The organism is Bacillus sp. JJ722 (genome assembly GCF_036963345.1).
Taxonomy (GTDB): Bacteria; Bacillota; Bacilli; order Bacillales; family DSM-1321; genus Bacillus_AD.
The window spans coordinates 22813-41885 of the sequence record NZ_JBALMO010000093.1 but is presented as its reverse complement, the minus strand read 5'-3'; the positions used below and the strand labels follow the sequence as shown (position 1 = coordinate 41885).

The window sequence follows — 19073 nt, the reverse complement described above, 5'->3', positions numbered from 1 at the left end:
AAATTGGTTGGTTAGATCCCCAATCGATTTTGTCTTTTGTAGAATCTTCTTCAACGATATATTTATCTTTTGGTGAACGACCTGTATACTTTCCAGTATCAGCTTTTACTGCGCCTGTAGAAGATAGTACACCTTCATTGCGATTTAATACTTTTTCAACTAGTTGAGGCACAGAAAGTTGAACATTGATATTACTACCCTTTAACAGATCATGTAGCTCATTTGAAATGCCCACTGTATTCATTATGAGATACCTTCCTTTATCAATAATGTAATTTTCTTAATATTAGTATAACATAACAAATAGTATAACACATTAAAATTATTAGTCTATACTAATCTGTCCTAAATCCGTATTTTTTTAAGCAAAATGCATTATGTGTTAATTGTGTAAAAATTTAATATTTTCGTTTTGAAGTATATTAAGGAAGAAATCAGTAATTAATAGATGTATCTTATGTAAAATTGTTGACAAATTTAATACGTATGTTATTATTTATGTCTGAACGGATTTCTCTTATCCCGAGCTGGTGGAGGGACAGGCCCAACGAAGCCCAGCAACCTGCTATATGTGTTTGTATTAGCACATATAAGCGAAGGTGCTAACCTGATGCAAGGCAATGGTCCTTGAACGATAAGAGCGAAAGGCTTAAACGTACACAAACAAGTACCCTTTCCTCACATCAAGGAGAGGTTTTTTTTATGGACATAATATTCATAAATGAAAACCAATCAAGTTCCTGTGTCTAGGGAATGATTTCCGTCAACAAAAGAGGGGAAAATGAATATGATAGATATTCATAACAGCCTCTACTAATATTTGAGGAGGGTAATTTGATGTCAAAAAAACGTCGACTTTTTACTTCAGAGTCTGTAACAGAAGGCCATCCAGATAAGATTTGTGATCAAATCTCAGATTCGATTCTTGATGCCATTATAGCTAAAGATCCGAATGCACGTGTTGCGTGTGAAACTTCAGTTACTACAGGTTTAGTGCTTGTTTCTGGAGAAATAACAACTTCTACGTACGTAGATATTCCCAAAACAGTTCGTGAAACAATTAAAGGAATTGGATATACACGAGCAAAATATGGTTTCGATGCAGAGACTTGTGCAGTCTTAACGTCTATAGATGAACAATCTGCTGATATTGCTGCGGGTGTTGATCAAGCACTAGAAGCAAGAGAAGGCCAAATGACAAATGAAGAAATTGAAGCAATTGGTGCAGGTGACCAAGGCTTAATGTTTGGTTTTGCATGTAATGAAACGAAGGAGTTAATGCCACTTCCTATTTCATTATCACATAAATTAGCACGTCGTTTAACAGAAGTTCGTAAAGAGGAAGTTCTTGCTTATTTACGTCCAGATGGAAAAACGCAAGTAACAGTTGAATATGATGAAAATAATAAACCAGTTCGCATCGATACAATTGTTATCTCTACGCAACATGATCCAGATATAACACTTGAGCAAATCCAAGCGGATATTAAAGAATTTGTTATTAATCCTGTAGTACCTACAGAATTAATTGATGCAGATACGAAATACTTTATTAATCCTACTGGACGCTTCGTGATCGGAGGTCCTCAAGGGGATGCTGGATTAACAGGTAGAAAAATTATTGTAGATACGTATGGTGGATATGCTCGCCATGGCGGTGGTGCATTCTCTGGTAAGGATCCTACTAAAGTAGACCGTTCAGCAGCATATGCAGCACGCTATGTAGCGAAAAACTTAGTTGCAGCTGGTTTAGCTGATAAAGTTGAAGTTCAACTTGCTTATGCAATTGGTGTTGCGAAACCAGTATCTATTTCAATCGATACATTTGGAACCGGAGTTGTAGAAGAAGATGTATTAGTTGATGTAGTAAGCAGTCATTTTGATTTACGTCCTGCAGGTATTATTAAAATGTTAGATCTACGCCGTCCAATTTACAAAGCAACGGCAGCTTATGGCCATTTCGGTCGTAATGATTTAGATTTACCATGGGAACGTACGGATAAAGCTGAAGCATTAAAGCAAGCAGCGTTAAATAAATAAGAACAGCAACCCCCACTTAATTACAATTAAGTGGGGGTTTGTCTATATTTAAAGACAAGTTAGAAGTATATAATTTTGCCAGTGTCTAGCTCCAGCGCCCAGCTCCTAGTGGACTTCACCAACCTCCCTACGATAAGTCAATATCGAATCGCTTACCAGCTCTTCGTGTTTCCTTTATCTCAGTCGGAGGGCTCCAGTCCATACGGAGCAAAACGGGCACTTCCGCTTTTCTTATTAAATGGACATACATTTTTTATTTCTGAATAGATTTATAATATTGTCCCTTTTCTGCATATTCTCTGCTTACTCGAAGCATATCTTGAATATCAGATTCATTTGTTGGTCTAATTACTTTAGCTGGTCTTCCGAATGCCATCGAGTTTGGTGGAATGACCTTACCTTGAGGAACTAAGCTACCTGCTCCAATAAAGGCTCCTTCGCCAATGACTGCACCATCTAGAATGATGGAACCCATGCCAATGAGCGCACCTTTTTTTACGGTGCAGCTATGTAAAATCACGCTATGACCAACAGTTACTTCATCTTCTAAAATGAGTGGATTATTTGGGCTTTGATGCAGAACCGAGTTATCTTGGACATTCACTTTCTTTCCAATAATAGTAGGAGCTACATCACCCCTAATAACAGTGTTGAACCATATACTGGATTGTTCACCAATCTTTACATCGCCAGTTACTACTGCGTTTTCAGCAAGGTAGACACTATGGTGAATCTCGGGTTTTTTTTCGTGAAAAGGATAAACTATCATTATGCACATCTCCCTTTGTGGAATTTCCACGGTTATTGTATTCTAATGGTAGTTTATATGGAAATTTAGTATCTGTACAATATCTTTCATTCCCTATTGGATTGATTTAAAATAGTAGTATGCTGATTGAAGCATTTCTTTCTTATCTAAAAGGAAAGTAGATTATTTAGTGTTTTATTGTAAAGTCAATGAACGACTCATAAAGAGGCACTTTGACTGACACTTACACTTTTTTAAAAGGGTAAGAAAATATAAAATTAAGTAAGTTGTTTAACCTTATACCTGCCATGCACGGTCATAAGCGCTGTTTTGAAAACCAAAATGAATTTTGAAGAACAGCTTGTCTTATGCCTGCCGCATTGCCCTTTTTAATTAGGAGTAAAAACTCATCAATTAAAAAGGACTGGTAACGGTTTTTCTTTTAAGGAGGGTACAAAGCAACATGTATAAATGGGAAGCCGATGGGGATGCAAAGGCTGTAATTGTGATAGTGCATGGAGCCATGGAACACCAAGGCCGCTATAGATGGTTAGTGGAAATGTGGCGCTCTGCCGGCTACCATGTCATAATGGGGGATCTACCAGGACAAGGATTGACCACACGTTCGAAGAGAGGTCATATTAATTCTTTTGACGAGTATATAGTTGAGGTTAAAGATTGGATTCAAGAAGCATATGAATATCATTTGCCTATCTTTATTCTAGGTCATAGTATGGGGGGACTAATAGCTATTCGTTTGCTGCAAGAGATGGAAGTAAACGTGGCAGGGTTAATATTATCGTCACCATGTTTAGGACTTGTAAGTTATCCATCTAAGACTATTCATGCTGCATCAGCTGTATTAAATTTTGCTTATCCAAGCTTTAAAGCGGCTACTGGTATTACAATCGACATGGTAACGAGAGATCCGGAAGTACGTGAATCGAGTTCGAACGATTCCTTGTACATAATAAAAGTATCTGTTCGTTGGTATCATGAACTATTAACAAATGTTAAAGAGGCATTTGAAAATATTCCTGATTTAACAGATGTGCCACTCCTACTTATGCAAGCAGGAGATGATAAAATTGTGGATAAGCATTCTGTTAAAGAGTGGTTTAACTATACACAATGTAGCGAAAAAGCATTTAAAGAATGGCATGGACTATACCATGAAATATTTAGTGAACCGGAAAAGGAAGATGTATTTTATTATGCTAAGGGGTTTGTTGAAAACGCACTTCGTAATTTAGGTTATGTTGTGTAATTGAGGAGGAAAAGTTATTGAGTATTCCTACTACACCTTTAATGTTAATGAATAAAGTATATAAAGGGATTTTTCCAAAGGTGCAAAAGGAATTGCATTATTGGAAAAATGAAGCGAAAAAAATTCCAAATCCAGAATTAAGAAAGCAAGCGATAGATAGTATAGAAAATAAAGATTTTCACTGTGAAGGAGGAGCGATCCTTGCTCTTCTTGCAGAAAATCGTAAATCAGAAGCTATTTCATTTATCATTGCTTACCAGACGATTAGTGATTATCTTGATAATTTGTGTGATCGTAGTACATCCTTAGATGATCAAGACTTTACGGCACTTCACGAATCCATGTTGCATTCTTTACAAAGACATTCCCCTGATGTGAATTATTATCGTTTTCGTGACGAGCAAGATGATGGTGGTTATTTAAAGAGTTTAGTGACTACATGTCAAACTTTTTTGAGGAAATTGGATAATTTCGAACATATTGAGAAGTATTTACATGAGCTTTGTTCGTACTATTCAGATTTACAAGTACACAAGCATGTTCATGAGAATGAGCGTGTATCAAGATTACAAAACTGGTTTTCTTTACATAAAAATAATCTTCCAAGTATGTCTTGGTACGAATTCTCAGCTTGTTCAGGTTCAACTTTAGGCATATTTTGTTTAATTTCATATGCTTTACGAGATGATTTCAAAAATGATCATGCAGAACAAATCCGTAATGGATATTTTCCTTATATTCAAGGGCTACATATTATGCTTGATTATTTCATTGATCAACAAGAAGATCGTGATGGTGGAGATTTAAATTTTTGTTTTTATTATCAGAATAATCAAGAGTTATTTGCTCGTATGTCTCATTTTGTTCAAAAGGCTGATCAGTATTTAGACCTTTTACCACACAAAGGTTTTCACAGACTGATTCATCGTGGATTATTGGGTCTATATTTATCTGATGAGAAAGTATATGAAACAAAGGAAACAAAAATCTTAGCGAAGAAAATGGTCAAGCTTGGCGGGCTTCAATCACAATTCTTCTATATAAATGCAAAGTTTTATCGTACTTTAAAAAGAATGATGCCAAGTAAGTTCGTGGTAGCAACTTTGAAATAAGATGAAGAAGAACAACCGTAGATAAAAATGGAGACAAATAAAAAACACCTTTCGTTGAAAAATGATATTGAATAATATCTAATCAATGTGGAGGTGTTTTTCTATGGGAGCGAGTTATGTGGTGAACCGGGAATAGAAGTGATGAGAAATTGTACATCTAAAACTTACACAAATTTGAAAAGAGGTAGTATTCAAACGAAATTAAACAGCCAGTCTCCGGTATAATACCGTCAACTGGCTGGATCAAAAGAGTGATAATTGTTCTTTCGTTTGTTTTTACACCATCACTTGGCAAATATCATTTGTAAATTGAACAGGGTCTTGAATTGGTAGACCTTCAATCAATAAAGCTTGGTTGTACAATAAATGTGTGTATAGTTTTACTTTGTCTTTATCGTCTTGAGTAAAGGCTGTTTTAATAGATTGGAATACGTCGTGATCAATATTGATTTCCAATACTTTGTTTGCTTTAACATGTTGGTTGTTTGGCATAGCATTTAGGACTTTTTCCATTTCAATTGAAACGTCTCCTTCAGCCGTTAAGCAGACTGGATGTGATTTCAAACGATTCGATGCTTTTACAGCGCTGACTTTTCCAGCTAATACTTCAGACATGAAATTAAATAGTTCTTTGTCTTCTTCTTTTTCCGCCATGTTTTGAGTATCTTCAATGCCAAGGTCGCCACTCGAAACGGATTTAAATTCTTTTTCGTCATATGTCATGAGCATTTTGACTACAAATTCGTCAATGTCTTCTGTTAAGTATAGGATTTCATAGCCTTTATCAGAGACTAGTTCAGTTTGTGGTAGTTTATCAATGCGCTCAATAGATTCTCCTGTTGCATAGTAAATATACTTTTGATCCTCTGGCATACGCGAAACATATTCTTGCAATGTAACTTGTTTCTTTTCTTTAGAAGAATAGAACATGATTAAATCTTTCAGTACATCTTTCTCTTGACCGAAATGATCGTATGCACCGAACTTTAATTGGCGACCGAATGATTTGTAAAATGTTTCGTATTGCTCACGATCATTCTTCAACATGCTTTCTAGTTCTTTTTTAATTTTATTTTTAATGTTTTTCGCAATAAATTTTAACTGCTTGTCTTGCTGTAAAATTTCACGAGAAATATTTAAGGATAAATCTTCTGAATCGACCATTCCTTTTACAAAGCTAAAGTAGTCTGGAAGTAAATCTGGGCATTTTTCCATGATGAGTACACCATTGGAATACAGTTCTAACCCTTTTTCAAATTCCTTTGAGTAATAGTCGAATGGAATGCTTTCTGGTATGTACAAAATTGCATTATAACGAATGCTTCCATCTACTTTCACGTGAACGTGTCGGATTGGCTTATCAAATCCGTAGCGCTTTTCTTGATAAAATTGTTCATAATCAGCATCTGTTAATTCATTTTTGTTTTTCTTCCAAATTGGAACCATGCTGTTAATAGTACGTACTTCGGTTACTTGTTCATACTCATCTTCGCTACCTTCTTTTAGTTGGCTTTCAGTTACATCCATTTTTATTGGATAGCGAATGAAATCAGAGTACTTTTTAATAATGGATTGGAGACGGTACGTCTCTAAGTATGCATCATAGTTTTCGTCTTCTGTATTTTCTTTAAGCGCTAAAATAATGGTTGTTCCAACATGATTCTTCTCGCAAGGCTCTATTGTATAGCCATCTGCGCCTGTTGATTCCCATTTGAAGGCTTCCTTGCTATCAATAGCCTTACTGATAACAGTTACTACATCAGCTACCATGAATGATGAATAGAAGCCGACACCAAATTGTCCGATAATATCATAACCATCTTTTAATTCATTTTCGTTTTTGAAGGCGAGTGAACCGCTCTTGGCGATAGTACCTAGATGCTGCTCAAGCTCGTCTTTTGTCATACCAATACCTGTATCTGTAATTGTTAATGTACGATTTTCTTTGTCAGCCGTTACTTTAATATAATAATCATCTTGGTTAAATGAAATCGATTGGTCAGTTAGTGCTTGGTAATACATTTTATCAATCGCATCACTCGCATTTGAGATTAACTCACGTAAGAAAATTTCTTTCTGCGAATAAATTGAGTGAATCATCATATCCAATAATCGTTTCGATTCAGCTTGAAATTGTTTCTTCTCCATTTGTTACTCTCCTCCAAATAAAAATTGTTATTTTCTATTTTAGCACTCTTAGTAATAGAGTGCTAATGAATAATTAACATATTATTGAGAGAATTGTCAATTGATAATATGGAATTTACGGATAGTCAGTTTTAATTTTAGAGGGTGCATATAATGGGAAAAAAGTAGTTTTTATCCAGTTCTAACTGGCGCTAAAACTCCCACTTCAAAACGAAAGAAAAAGCAAAGACGTTTAAGNNACTAATAATCGGTGGGGGATGGACGAACACCGCCACCGATTAAAGTTTCACTTTATCAGAAGTTAAATGGGGAATTAAATCTTTGATTTAAGATAATTCGTCCAGAAGGTAAAATAACCTTCTGGACGGCTCGTCTTATGCTGGCTACTCATACTATCATCTAGCTTCAGTTTCTTGAGAGTGTACTTTCTTCATGAATTCATTCACATCAGCAGGAACTTTACGATCAATTAATGATACGATCCATACTGATAAGAAACCGACAGGTACAGTTATAAGACCAGGGATTTTAAATTGTAAGAAAGTTGGTAATGTATGTGGTAAGAAAATCATCCACATTGATACTAGTAAGCCGATTACTAGACCTGCGATAGCACCTTTTTCTGTCATTCCACGCCACCAAATACCAAGGATAAAAATGGGTGTGAAGGTACTTGCTGCAACGGTAAAGGCAAGGGCAACTAGATGACCAATTGATGCATCTTTAACTAATAATCCTAATCCACCATATAAGAAACCTAAGATTACGATTGCTACTTTACCAGCAACTACGCGTTCCTTCTCGCTAATGTTTTTGCGCATGAAAGTTGCATATAAGTCATGAGCAAGTGCTCCTGAGCTTGCAATAAATAAACCAGAAAGGTTAGAGAAAATTGCGGCGAATGCACCTGCAATAACTAATCCAAGTAACCATTCTCCACCTAAACCTTGTGCAGTTGAAGGAATAACCATGTTATTTCCACCTAGTACAAGGTCTTTCATAACTTGTTCACTAGCATCCCCAGAAAGGAAGATTGAACGACCTACAACTCCTAAGTAAACTGCCAGTAAGAAGAAAGCGCTTGCAATAGCGATCGCCATAAGAGCTGATTTACGAGCTGCTTTAGCACTTGGGTTTGTATAGAAACGTAAAAGAATATGAGGTAAACCGATTGTTCCTAATGCAAGACCGATTGTCATACTAATTGTTTGCCAGAATGTAGGGAAATAGAAACCTGTCCCTGTCCATGCTTGTCCCTCAAAAACTTGATCTTTTCCATCTAATGCGTAAGGTGATGTCCCTTCAATAGGACCGCTGAAAGAGTTAATAGCATGAAGAATTTTATCATAATGAAGTCCACCGTACATTGCAACCGCTAACATAATTATGAATGCACCAAGACGAATCCATAACTCTAAAGCTTGATTGAGGGTTGTTCCTTTCATACCACCTATACCAACGTAGAAAATCATAACTACACATGTAAAGATAATTCCGAATTCATAGCTGGTACCAAAGAACATACTTAAGATTTGAGCAGCACCTAGAAGCTGAGGGGCTGCGTAGAAACCTGAAATAGCCAGTACTACCGCAACAGCAGCTAGTCTTGCACGCTTACTATGAAAACGATATGCTAAGAAATCGGCAACTGTATAAGCACCGAACTTTCTTAAAGGACCTGCCACGAAGATTGCTAGTAATGTTAATCCAATAGAGAAGCAGAAAGCGTAGTATGCACCATCATATCCCAATTGAAAAGTTAATCCTGCTATGCCGAGGAAAGTTGCAGCACTTAAATAGTCGCCGCCAATTGCGGAACCATTTGTAAACCAACCAAAGCTTCTGCCTCCAACGAAATAGTCAGAAGCAGTTGCATTTTTTTTCGTCAAGTAGGTGATGTAAACAATGGTTCCCATTAGGAGAAGTGTCATGATCATTTTTGGTTCTAATAACATGTTCATCCTAGTTTTCTCCCTCCTTGACTAGTTGGTGCATACTTTTTCAAACGTTTTTCATATAGTGCAGTATGAATATAAGCGATGATAAATGCCATTGCCATTGCGATGATACTAGTTATGAACCATGAAACTGTCATACCACCCCAGAACTTCGAGAAAGCGAAATCAGGAAAATACCAGTTCATAACGGGAATTGAAAAAATAAATACGAAGTAAAATAATGTTAATTTAAATCCTGTACCAAACTCAGCTTTCATGATTTTTTCTGTCTCAGCATCGAGTGGTGGTAGCTTGCTATACTCGATTGTCCCAGCTTCGACATAGTCATACTCTGAATACTCATTAGCCATATCTCAATCTCCCCTTTTTGCCCATTTTTTTCCGCAGAATATGTCCCTCCTTTTTAGTGCGGAAGTGTACTATAATTGTATTGAAAAAAAAGGTCTGTTACCTTACAGTTTATTGCTAAAAATATACAAAAATTTGCTAATTTTCCAAATATTAATGTAAAATAGGGTTGGAAAGAGGGATTTTTCTATACGAGGTGATCGTTATTGTTGCGAATCAAATTATTAATGGCAGATGAGAATGAACGTAATAAGATAATAAATTGGTTACATGATGGTTTGCCTAGTCGCTTTTATATTAGTGAGATAGTAGATAATCAACAAGCAGACATTTATTTTGTTGAAGTGGTCAAGATATTTGATTGGGTAAAGATACGGCGGCTGCAAAAGAAATTTTCCACAAGTATAATATGTCCTATTTTATCATCATCACTTTCTTATTCATCGGCTCTAGCAATCGATTTGCAATTACAATCTATATTAGTAAAGCCATTGCAAAAAAGAATTTTTTTAAGAACTGCCAAGAAGATGAGGACGAGATTTATTCAGAAGCAAAATATGACATTCACATATAGTGATTTATTTGCTCAAATTTCAGATCGTGAAAATGCTCCATTTCAGGAAGCGTTTTTAAGAAGGATACTCAGAGGGGAAGTAGTATCAGAGAAAGAAGTTATTGAAGCTAGGACATATCTCCCTTCAAGAGTAATACCTAATGTTGTCTTGTTGCTTCAAGGGTTTTCAATCGAGAGATTACCTGATGGGAAAGGTGCTAGCTCACTTGTAAAAGAATGTATTAGAGAACATTTCATTACTTTAGTCCCTTATGTATCATTTCTACCTTATCAAAAACATCTGTTAATATTGATGCGCATACCAGAAGAATATTCCTCATTTAAACAATGGTCACAGGGTGAAGACTTGATGCTTCAAGTCATTCATTTATTGAAAGAAAAGTATGGAATTCATGTTTATATTGGTATAGGTGATACCTATCAAGAGCCATTATTATTACATCATTCATATGGACAAGCTAGGAAAGCGCGGAGAATGCCTGCGCCTAATCATATTCAACTACGATATTTTGACGATATAACGAAGAACCCACTATTATTGAAAACCATTGAGTTTATTGTGCAAAATTGTAGCAATAATATAACAATTAGTGATGCTGCTTCCTTTATGAATTTTAGCGTCACCCACTTTAGTCGTTTGTTTAAGAAGGAAACGGGAAAGAGTTATGTAGATTATGTTGCATTTATAAAAATTTATAAATCGTTACCGTTGTTAAGAAGGACAAATCACACAATGGAGCAAATTGCTGCAGAAACAGGCTTTAATACGCCAAATTATTACAGTAGTACCTTTAAAAAGTTAGTTGGACTTTCCCCGAGTGAATATCGGGCAACTTATGAGATTATATTTAAATAAAAAAGCAGATTTCAAAAGTCGTTTTGTAACGACAATGAAGTCTGCTTTTGTTATTATTTAGGGATTTATTAATTAATTAGTTGTTAATCATTTTGAAATAACGGAGCCTTTTTCTCTTCGTGGCCAAATAAAATAGGAAAGGGAAGAGACAAAATCTATTACAAGAACAAGACTCCAAAACTTTAGAAGATTAGCTAATGCATTAGTGCGAGTTGGATCATCGATAATAAATATAATAGCTAGTAAGAATGTTGCTCCGATTATATAAGCAAGGACATGTTTTAAAGCTGAACGGAGATTATGTTTGGCATGTTCCATACCATACTTTTTCTGAGGTTTGGTTCCTTGTTTCAATACATAGTATTGAAAGCGATGATCTGCCCATGCAATCATACTCTTACCGTATGCAATGGATGTACCAATATAGATGGCGGCTATACCATGAATAGTACTAGCTGTTGCACCATTTATTAAGTCAATACTAGTTGTAATTAGCAATACTATATCAATAATTGGCGTTAATGCCAGAAAAAATAATCCGAGCTTCTTTTTCTTGAAAATATAACGACTTATTAAGCCAAGTAGAATGGCTATCCAAAAACCAATTTCACATCCAACGATCAACCAAGCTATATAATTCATAAAAAACCTCCAACTACCATATTTAGGAATTGGATTAATGGTATCATATGTTCTTAAATAATACAACTGTATTAAATAAAAAAATTTCTAAAAAAGAAAATTTAAAACATTAAAAGTATTGTCAAATTGTCTAATATAACATATGATACAATTATCAAATTGATAATTGATAAAAGTTATAGAGTGGCAGCTTTAAATAGTAGGGGTGAAACATACATGGGGAATAAAGACTTAGAAACGGTTTCTAAACAAGATGCACTAAAAGAATATGATGTGAAACAGTATGAAACGCCCGCTGGTTATACAAGCGATATTGCTGTTTTTACAATTGATTCAAAACAAGCTCGATCACAAGAGCAAGAATTAAAGCTAATGTTAATTAGAAGAGCATTATTGAATGGAGAAGGTAAGCCTAATATTGAAGGCGGGAAATGGGCTTTGCCAGGTGGTTTTATACAACCAAATGAATCTGCATACGAAGGAGCCGTTCGAGAGCTTTCGGAAGAAACAACGATTAATAACGTGCATGTGAAACATTTTGGTGTATATGATACTTCTGGAAGAGATCCTAGAGGCTGGATTATATCCAACGCTCATTACGCGATTGTTCCTATGAAATATATAGAATTAAGAAAAGCCGCTGATGATGCAATGGAAGTCGAAATCTTCAATATGGAAGAAGTCTTCCGATTACAGTTAGCTTTTGATCATGAAGTTATTATTCGAGATGCATTACATCAAGTGCAAGAAGATATGATGCAAACGACTTTAGCTAAAGACTTCTTACCTAATGAGTTTACCCTTTCGGAACTGTGGCATGTAGTCGTAAGTGTAGCAGGTGAAAGAGCAATTGAGTCATATCCTAACTTTCATAGAAAAGCGAAGAATTTATCGTTTATTGAAGAAGTGAAAGATGACTGCGGAGAAGTGAAAAGACAGAAACGGTTTGCCAAGCAACCAACTAAACTATATAGATTTACTAATGAACATGTGAAGAAAAGTATATACAAATAATAAACGTAGCATGATCAATAATAAGGGATGAAGTTCTGCTTTAACTTATTGAATTTCAGGGCAATATATTGGGAAAGAGTTGAAGTCAGTTTTTTTGTACAAAAGACAAGATTAAGGATTTGGAGATATAGAACTGAGTGATTGTTGGTTAGAGAGATAGGAGGCGCAATATGAATAGAAGATATAGTGATGATAGTTTAGCTCTACACACAGACGCGTATCAATTAAATATGGTTGAAACATACTGGCATGACAAGGTTCATAATCGGAAAGCGGTTTTTGAATTATATTGCAGAAAATTACCTTTTAATAATGGGTACGGTATATTTGCCGGTTTAGAAAGGATTATCGAATATTTACGTAATTTCCGGTTTAGTGAGAGTGATATTGAGTATTTACGTGAAGAAATTGGATATGACGAAGATTATTTAGAGTATTTAAAAGGTATTCGCTTTACAGGTACAATTCGTTCTATGGTAGAAGGGGAGCTTGCCTTTGCAAATGAACCGCTTCTGCAAGTTGAATCTACATTAGCTGAAGCACAATTAATAGAAACAGCACTTTTAAATATTGTTAACTATCAAATGTTAATTGCTACGAAAGCATCAAGAATTAAACAGGTGATAGGTAAACAAACTGCGATGGAATTTGGAACTCGCCGCGCGCATGAAATGGATGCAGCTATTTGGGGAACGAGAGCTGCTTTCATTGGCGGATTTGATGCAACGAGTAACTATAGAGCTGGAAAGTTATTTGGAATTCCAGTATCGGGAACGCATGCTCATTCGATGATTCAAACATATCGAGATGATTATATAGCTATGAAGAAGTATGCGGAAAGTTGTTTAAGAAGGCCTAATAAAGTTTTCATACCGCTTGTTGATACGTACGATACATTGCGTTCCGGTGTACCTGCCGCCATACGTGTAGCGGAAGAATACAAAGATCAAATAGAATTTAAAGGCATTCGATTAGATAGTGGTGATATGGCATATTTGTCAATTGAAGCAAGAAAGCTATTGGATCAAGCTGGTTTTGAAGATACGAAAATTGTAGCATCTAATGATTTAGATGAATACACCATTCTTAACTTGAAAGCTCAAGGAGCTAAAATCGATATATGGGGAGTCGGTACAAAATTAATTACAGCCTTTGATCAAGCGGCATTGGGAGCTGTATATAAAATTGTAGCTATTGAAGATGAGCATGGAAATATGTTAGATACAATAAAAATCAGTGCAAACCCTGAAAAGGTCAGTACACCAGGATTAAAGAAGCTATATAGAATTATAAATTCTAATAATCATCATTCTGAAGGGGATTATATTACGATGAATGATGAGAATCCTGAAGAGGAAAGTATCATCAACATGTTCCATCCAACACATACGTATATTAGTAAGTATGTCATGAATTTTAAAGCGAAAAAATTGCTACAAGATATTATTGTGGATGGTAAATTAGTTTACGACCTCCCTAATATATTCGATATACAAGCTTATGCTATAAGCAATATGGATTTGTTATGGGAAGAATATAAACGCTCCATGAATCCGGCTGAATATCCGGTCGATTTAAGTCAAAAATGCTGGGACAATAAGATGGAGAACATTAGAAAAGTGAAAAAGCAAGTGGCAAAGATTGTTGGAGAGAAATGAAGAATATTGCTTGAATAGACTTGGATTGTAAACGGAGGTTAAGTGATGGGAAAAACGGTTGACCAATGTGTTCAATATTTCAAAGAATTAAATCCAAACCATCCTTTAAGTGGTAAGGAGAGTTTGGATGGTTTGTTCAAACAAGGTGCAAGAATAGGGATATATGGTTCTTCTTTTGACCCAATTACAAATGTTCATTTATGGACAGCTTCTACAGTGGCACATCGAAAAAAATTAGATTATATTATTTTTCTACCCTCTAATGGGAATCGAATTGATAAAATATTACAAACGAGTAATGAACATCGACAAAAGATGGTGGAGATGGCGATTGAGAATAATCCAAGATTCATTTTGGATACGTATGAATTTCATGTGCTTCCTGGTAAGCAATATACATATTACACGATGCAGCATTATAAGGAAGTTTTTCCATTGGCAGAATTATTCTTTATTATCGGAGCGGATCTTTTAGTGGATATTGCTGATGGGAAATGGAGAATGGCTGAGGAGTTAGTTGAAAATACACAATTTATCGTGATGGCACGCGATGGAATTGATATGCTTCAAACCATAAGTAAATCACCGTTATTGAGAAATCATGATGACGGGAGATTCCAGCTATTAGACAAAGGTTTGTCAATGGAAATATCGTCAACTTATATAAGAGAAGAGCTAGCTAAAGGTGGAGAACCTCGCTATTTATTACCGGATTCATGTTATAACTATTTAAAAACTCATAATCTGTATCAAAAGATTGTTAGGTGAAGAAAAAAAGGAAGGAGCATGTGATGCTCCTTCCTTTTTTGATTAACTATTTACATTCATTTTAGGTGATTGTTTTCTCTTTCTTGCAGGGATATTGGTTAATAGTTTCCATGCCCATTCAATTGGTCCTGCCGAGAAATGACGAAGCCAAAAGTGGGAAAAAGCCATCATGAAGAGAACAATAAGTAACCAAATGCTTATAATAGCTGGAGCGGATAACTCCTGTAATCCAATACCTAGCCCCCATCCGTAGAAAATACACGAAGCGACAATGTTTTGTAGCATATAATTGCTAAGTGCCATTTTACCGATTTTCTCAAAGAAGTAAAAAAGCCGTGACTGTTTATACTTCTCAAATAACCAAGAGAATAAGCCCATATAGAAAAGCGCCATAAGTGGAGCGAATACATAACGAACTGGGAAAAATAAGGCTTCAGATGGTAAGAAATATAATAGGTTAAGTGGAATGGCTATAAATCCAATAGTTAAAAATTTATTGCGAGTTTTTACATTTATACCTGAGTCGAGTGTGAAAATTTTCTTTCTCATAAGTAAAATTCCAATGATAAATAAGCATATATTTTGCGGAATGATAAAGATTGCTTCAGTACGTAATACTCCTATGTTTTCGATTCGGTACCAAACTTGTTCAATCCATGTTCCAGATGCGTAAACTTGAGAAGCTGAAGTGATAGAGAAATTAGTGTCAGCACCTAGCAGAATAACGGTTAAAGCAGTGATATTAAATAAGTGAAATGTTCCCATGGCATAAAACCATCTCATCATTTTTTTATGAGGTAGTTTGGCAATATAAGCAACGATGATTGCCGTTACACCGTAGCTCATTAATACATCTACTTCTATAACAAATACGTAATGGAGAATACCATCAATAAAGAGAAGGAAAGAACCCCATATATAAATCCCTGGCCAGGTCCAATCGTTTCGTATAGCTTGTTGACGTTTTATTTCTAAACCAATTCCAAACATAATGGTCAACATCGATAAGAACTTGCCATTAACTAGGAATAAAAATAATGAACTAATGAAGTCATCCATGTTCAGCCACCAATCAGTAGCTCCAGTAAAATAATCATTGTTTTCGTTTGTAACTGCTGCAAATACCCATATATTTGTGCCGAGGGTACCGATAATGGCAAAACCTCGAAGTATATCTAAAAGGCGTATACGCTTCATTGCATTTCTCCTTTTCTTATCCATAATTGTTATAAATTGTATCAACTATATTTAAATAATACAAGTGTATTATTTAAAATTGAAAAAAATTAATTTAATGGTACAATCAAATTATGCCGAAAATAGTTGATCACGATAAAAGAAAAAAAGATATTGCTGAAGCTACATGGAGAGTTATAAGTGAACAAGGAATGGAAGGAGCGACAGTTCGTAATATTGCCAAGGAAGCAGGTTTATCATTAGGAGCATTGCAGCATTATTTCTCTTCACAAGCTGGTTTACTTTCATATGCCATGAACCTTGTAATAGAACGGGTAACGCTTCGTATACATGCTATAACAGCAAGAAATTCACCTCCTAAAGAGATGGTTGTGGAGATTCTATTACAAATGATTCCAACAGATCAAGAAACGATGCTTGAGATTCAAGTGTGGTATGAATTTGTTATGTATGCGAGAAATAAACCAGAATTATGTAGCGTACAAGATGACGGTGTGTTAAGTGGATTAATGGTGTTATTTGAAAAACTCGATGAGAATCATTTGATAAAGAAAGATTTGGATTTAGAAATAGAGATAGAGAAGCTTTATGCAATTGTTGATGGTCTTGCGTTGCATGCAGCGTTAGAACCAGGGAGATTGGATAAGGAACGGATTTTATCTATCTTAAAAAATCATATAGATTATTTATTTGTAGATAGTGAATAAGAACAAAAGGAGCAACACCGTTAGGGTGTATGCTCCTTATCTTTTTTCAATAGCAATAATAAAAGGTGGTGAATTGACTTGATTCATAAAACCGTAATGCAAAACATGTGCTTTTTCTTGTGGAAGAGCTTGTACATATTGCATTAGTTCATCACGCTCAATTGCGCCTTCCGGATGTCCATGGTAGACAACAAGAATGATGATTCCTTCTACTTCCATACGTTCTAACAATTGCTCTATAGCTGAAATTGTTGAATAAGCCTCAGTTACAACTTCTTTATCTCCACCAGGTAAATAGCCAAGATTAAAGATTGCCCCAGTTAGTTTTCGAGACTCATCTGTAGGGAGTAGATGGCTTAGTTGGTCATGGCTGTTTTGAAATAGTGTAGCTAAATGCTCGCAGTGGTTTTCTAGCAGCCTAGTTCTAGTTTGATTTATCGCTTGTTCTTGAATATCAAATGCATACACATGACCTAGTTCACCGACAAGATTTGTTAAAAAGAGCGTGTCATGCCCGTTGCCAGCTGTAGCATCAACAGCAATATCACCAGGGGATACAGCTTTTTGCAACAATATCCGAGCAAACGGAAGGATGCGATCAAGCTTCACTAGTCACGCCTCCAACACGATTGTAATATTTACCTTGCCAACTGTTACGTCTTTTCAATTCTGCATCAATAGCATTTAATACTTCCCATTTATTGACGCTCCACATAGGTCCAATCATTAAATCAATTGGTCCATCACCTGTAATACGGTGTACAATCATTTCCGGAGGAATAAGCTCTAATTGATCAACAACAAGATTAATGTATTCTTCAAATGAAAGGAATTGTAACAATCCTTTTTCATATTGCTTCACCATTGGGGTGCCTTTCAATAGATGCAATAAATGTATTTTAATACCTTGAACATCAAGCTTCGCTACTTCTTTAGCTGTTTCCAGCATCATTTCAGGTGTTTCAAGCGGAAGTCCGTTAATGATGTGAGAGCAAATTCGAATGTTGTGTTTACGTAATTTTTCAACACCTTCTACATAGGTTGGATAATCGTGCGCTCTGTTGATAATACGTGCTGTTTTTTCATGAACAGTTTGCAATCCTAGTTCCACCCATAAATATGTGCGCTCATTTAATTCAGCTAAATACTCGACAACATCATCTGGTAAACAGTCTGGTCGTGTAGCAATGGATAAGCCAACAACACCTTCTTGTTCAAGTGCAGGCTCGAACTTTTGTCGTAACACATCAACAGGAGCATGAGTATTAGTATAAGCTTGGAAATAAGCCATATATTTACCGTCGCGCCACTTTTGGTGCATTTTATCTTTAATATCTGCAAATTGCTTTTCGATTGAATCTACACGATTGCCGGCGAAATCTCCTGATCCAGCTGCACTACAAAATGTACAGCCTCCGTGTGCAACAGTACCATCACGGTTTGGACAATCAAAACCACCATCTAGTGCTACTTTAAATACTTTATGTCCAAATGTATTTCGTAAATGATAATTCCAAGTATGATATCTTTTATCATCATTAGCATATGGAAACGGGTTATTCTGATTCAAATCAGAAACCTCCTTAATGAAAGAAATTCAGCATAAAAAATATTGTAACATGAAACAACGCTTATATTCCATTCTGCTTTATTTTTCACACAAGCTAATTATTGCTAAAATAGTGTGCTGCTATGTTTCATATACTATCAATGTAGGCATGACTTAAAGTAGGAGGATTATCATTATGGCAACTAGACAATCCGTTGATAACTGTTTGCTCAATTGTAATGAAGCTTTAGAAGTTGCACAACAGCAATATACAGAAGCATCTAAGCAAGAGCATTATAATAATAGTGAGTATATTCAAGGTCAACAATTATTGCAGCTTGCTGCGAATGAATTACAACTTATGGCAAACAGTTGTAATGATCAACAACGTGAGCAATTGAATCGAATGAAAATACAAATCGAACAAATGCAATACGATATGATTACTTTAAGGCATTAATTACAATTAGAGGCTGTCCGAAAAGTG

18 protein-coding genes and 1 riboswitch are annotated in these 19073 nt (G+C 35.5%); of the genes, 9 read left to right on the top strand and 9 right to left on the bottom strand.

The features are described from left to right. Nucleotides 1-244, bottom strand: a 244-nt coding sequence (locus V7014_RS12880) for a phosphoenolpyruvate carboxykinase (ATP) (RefSeq protein ID WP_335507724.1), incomplete at its 3' end; no start/stop codon positions are given. Nucleotides 245-514: 270 nt separating this feature from the next. Then, a riboswitch (SAM riboswitch) is annotated at nt 515-641 on the top strand. Nucleotides 642-837: 196 nt separating this feature from the next. Here V7014_RS12880 and metK point away from each other — a divergent pair. Further along, nucleotides 838-2040, top strand: coding sequence for a methionine adenosyltransferase (gene metK, locus V7014_RS12875; RefSeq protein WP_335507722.1), 1203 nt, complete (start codon nt 838-840; stop codon nt 2038-2040). A gap of 253 nt (nt 2041-2293) precedes the next feature. Here metK and V7014_RS12870 read toward each other — a convergent pair whose 3' ends face one another. Next, nucleotides 2294-2809 (bottom strand): gamma carbonic anhydrase, encoded by a 516-nt coding sequence (locus V7014_RS12870; protein ID WP_438824913.1) that lies wholly within the window; start codon nt 2807-2809, stop codon nt 2294-2296. A 442-nt stretch (nt 2810-3251) separates the two neighbouring features. On the opposite strand from V7014_RS12870, the gene V7014_RS12865 reads away from it, so the two are divergent. Together V7014_RS12865 and V7014_RS12860 are read left to right on the top strand one after the other, a co-directional pair. Next, nucleotides 3252-4055 carry an alpha/beta hydrolase gene (locus V7014_RS12865; RefSeq protein WP_335507720.1) on the top strand — a complete coding sequence of 268 codons (804 nt, stop codon included), beginning with the start codon at nt 3252-3254 and terminating at the stop codon, nt 4053-4055. A 17-nt stretch (nt 4056-4072) separates the two neighbouring features. Then, nucleotides 4073-5167, top strand: coding sequence for a tetraprenyl-beta-curcumene synthase family protein (locus V7014_RS12860; RefSeq protein WP_335507718.1), 1095 nt, complete (start codon nt 4073-4075; stop codon nt 5165-5167). A 276-nt stretch (nt 5168-5443) separates the two neighbouring features. On the opposite strand, the gene htpG is transcribed toward V7014_RS12860, so the two are convergent. The 3 genes from htpG to V7014_RS12845 form a co-directional block, all read right to left on the bottom strand. Continuing rightward, complete coding sequence (gene htpG / locus V7014_RS12855; RefSeq protein WP_335507716.1) at nt 5444-7315, bottom strand: molecular chaperone HtpG; 1872 nt, start codon at nt 7313-7315, stop codon at nt 5444-5446. Between the two features lie 395 nt (nt 7316-7710). After that, nucleotides 7711-9276 carry a sodium/solute symporter gene (locus tag V7014_RS12850; protein WP_335507714.1) on the bottom strand — a complete coding sequence of 522 codons (1566 nt, stop codon included), beginning with the start codon at nt 9274-9276 and terminating at the stop codon, nt 7711-7713. Continuing rightward, on the bottom strand, nt 9273-9623 hold the full coding sequence (locus tag V7014_RS12845) for a hypothetical protein (protein WP_335507711.1): 351 nt from the start codon (nt 9621-9623) through the stop codon (nt 9273-9275). The genes V7014_RS12850 and V7014_RS12845 overlap by 4 nt, the downstream gene beginning before the upstream one ends. A gap of 207 nt (nt 9624-9830) precedes the next feature. On the opposite strand from V7014_RS12845, the gene V7014_RS12840 reads away from it, so the two are divergent. After that, nucleotides 9831-11051, top strand: coding sequence for an AraC family transcriptional regulator (locus tag V7014_RS12840; protein WP_335507709.1), 1221 nt, complete (start codon nt 9831-9833; stop codon nt 11049-11051). An 87-nt stretch (nt 11052-11138) separates the two neighbouring features. Here V7014_RS12840 and V7014_RS12835 read toward each other — a convergent pair whose 3' ends face one another. Next, nucleotides 11139-11693, bottom strand: a complete 555-nt coding sequence (locus V7014_RS12835) for a hypothetical protein (RefSeq protein WP_335507707.1) — start codon at nt 11691-11693, stop codon at nt 11139-11141. Nucleotides 11694-11909: 216 nt separating this feature from the next. Between V7014_RS12835 and V7014_RS12830 the strand changes: the two genes are divergently transcribed. The 3 genes from V7014_RS12830 (at nt 11910) to nadD (ending at nt 15133) form a co-directional block, all read left to right on the top strand. Next, nucleotides 11910-12707, top strand: a complete 798-nt coding sequence (locus V7014_RS12830) for an NUDIX hydrolase (protein WP_335507705.1) — start codon at nt 11910-11912, stop codon at nt 12705-12707. A 170-nt stretch (nt 12708-12877) separates the two neighbouring features. Continuing rightward, nucleotides 12878-14365: a nicotinate phosphoribosyltransferase gene (locus tag V7014_RS12825; RefSeq protein WP_335507703.1), complete on the top strand. Its 1488-nt coding sequence runs from the start codon at nt 12878-12880 to the stop codon at nt 14363-14365. Between the two features lie 45 nt (nt 14366-14410). Continuing rightward, nucleotides 14411-15133 (top strand): nicotinate (nicotinamide) nucleotide adenylyltransferase, encoded by a 723-nt coding sequence (nadD, locus tag V7014_RS12820; protein WP_335507701.1) that lies wholly within the window; start codon nt 14411-14413, stop codon nt 15131-15133. A gap of 42 nt (nt 15134-15175) precedes the next feature. Here nadD and V7014_RS12815 read toward each other — a convergent pair whose 3' ends face one another. Further along, the gene (locus V7014_RS12815; RefSeq protein WP_335507698.1) at nt 15176-16330 is read right to left on the bottom strand and encodes a DUF418 domain-containing protein; all 1155 of its coding nucleotides are present in this window, start codon (nt 16328-16330) and stop codon (nt 15176-15178) included. A 113-nt stretch (nt 16331-16443) separates the two neighbouring features. On the opposite strand from V7014_RS12815, the gene V7014_RS12810 reads away from it, so the two are divergent. Next, entirely contained in the window at nt 16444-17037 is a 594-nt protein-coding gene (locus V7014_RS12810) for a TetR/AcrR family transcriptional regulator (RefSeq protein WP_335507697.1), read from the top strand. A gap of 36 nt (nt 17038-17073) precedes the next feature. Here the strand turns inward: V7014_RS12810 and V7014_RS12805 are convergent, their stop codons facing one another. Both V7014_RS12805 and V7014_RS12800 read right to left on the bottom strand, forming a co-directional pair. Continuing rightward, nucleotides 17074-17646, bottom strand: coding sequence for a class I SAM-dependent methyltransferase (locus V7014_RS12805; protein WP_335507695.1), 573 nt, complete (start codon nt 17644-17646; stop codon nt 17074-17076). Beyond that, entirely contained in the window at nt 17636-18607 is a 972-nt protein-coding gene (locus V7014_RS12800) for a TIGR01212 family radical SAM protein (protein ID WP_335507693.1), read from the bottom strand. Before V7014_RS12800 ends, V7014_RS12805 begins: the two co-directional genes overlap by 11 nt. A 175-nt stretch (nt 18608-18782) precedes the next feature. Between V7014_RS12800 and V7014_RS12795 the strand changes: the two genes are divergently transcribed. After that, nucleotides 18783-19046 (top strand): DUF2524 family protein, encoded by a 264-nt coding sequence (locus tag V7014_RS12795; protein ID WP_335507691.1) that lies wholly within the window; start codon nt 18783-18785, stop codon nt 19044-19046. The last annotated feature ends 27 nt before the right edge of the window (nt 19047-19073 follow it).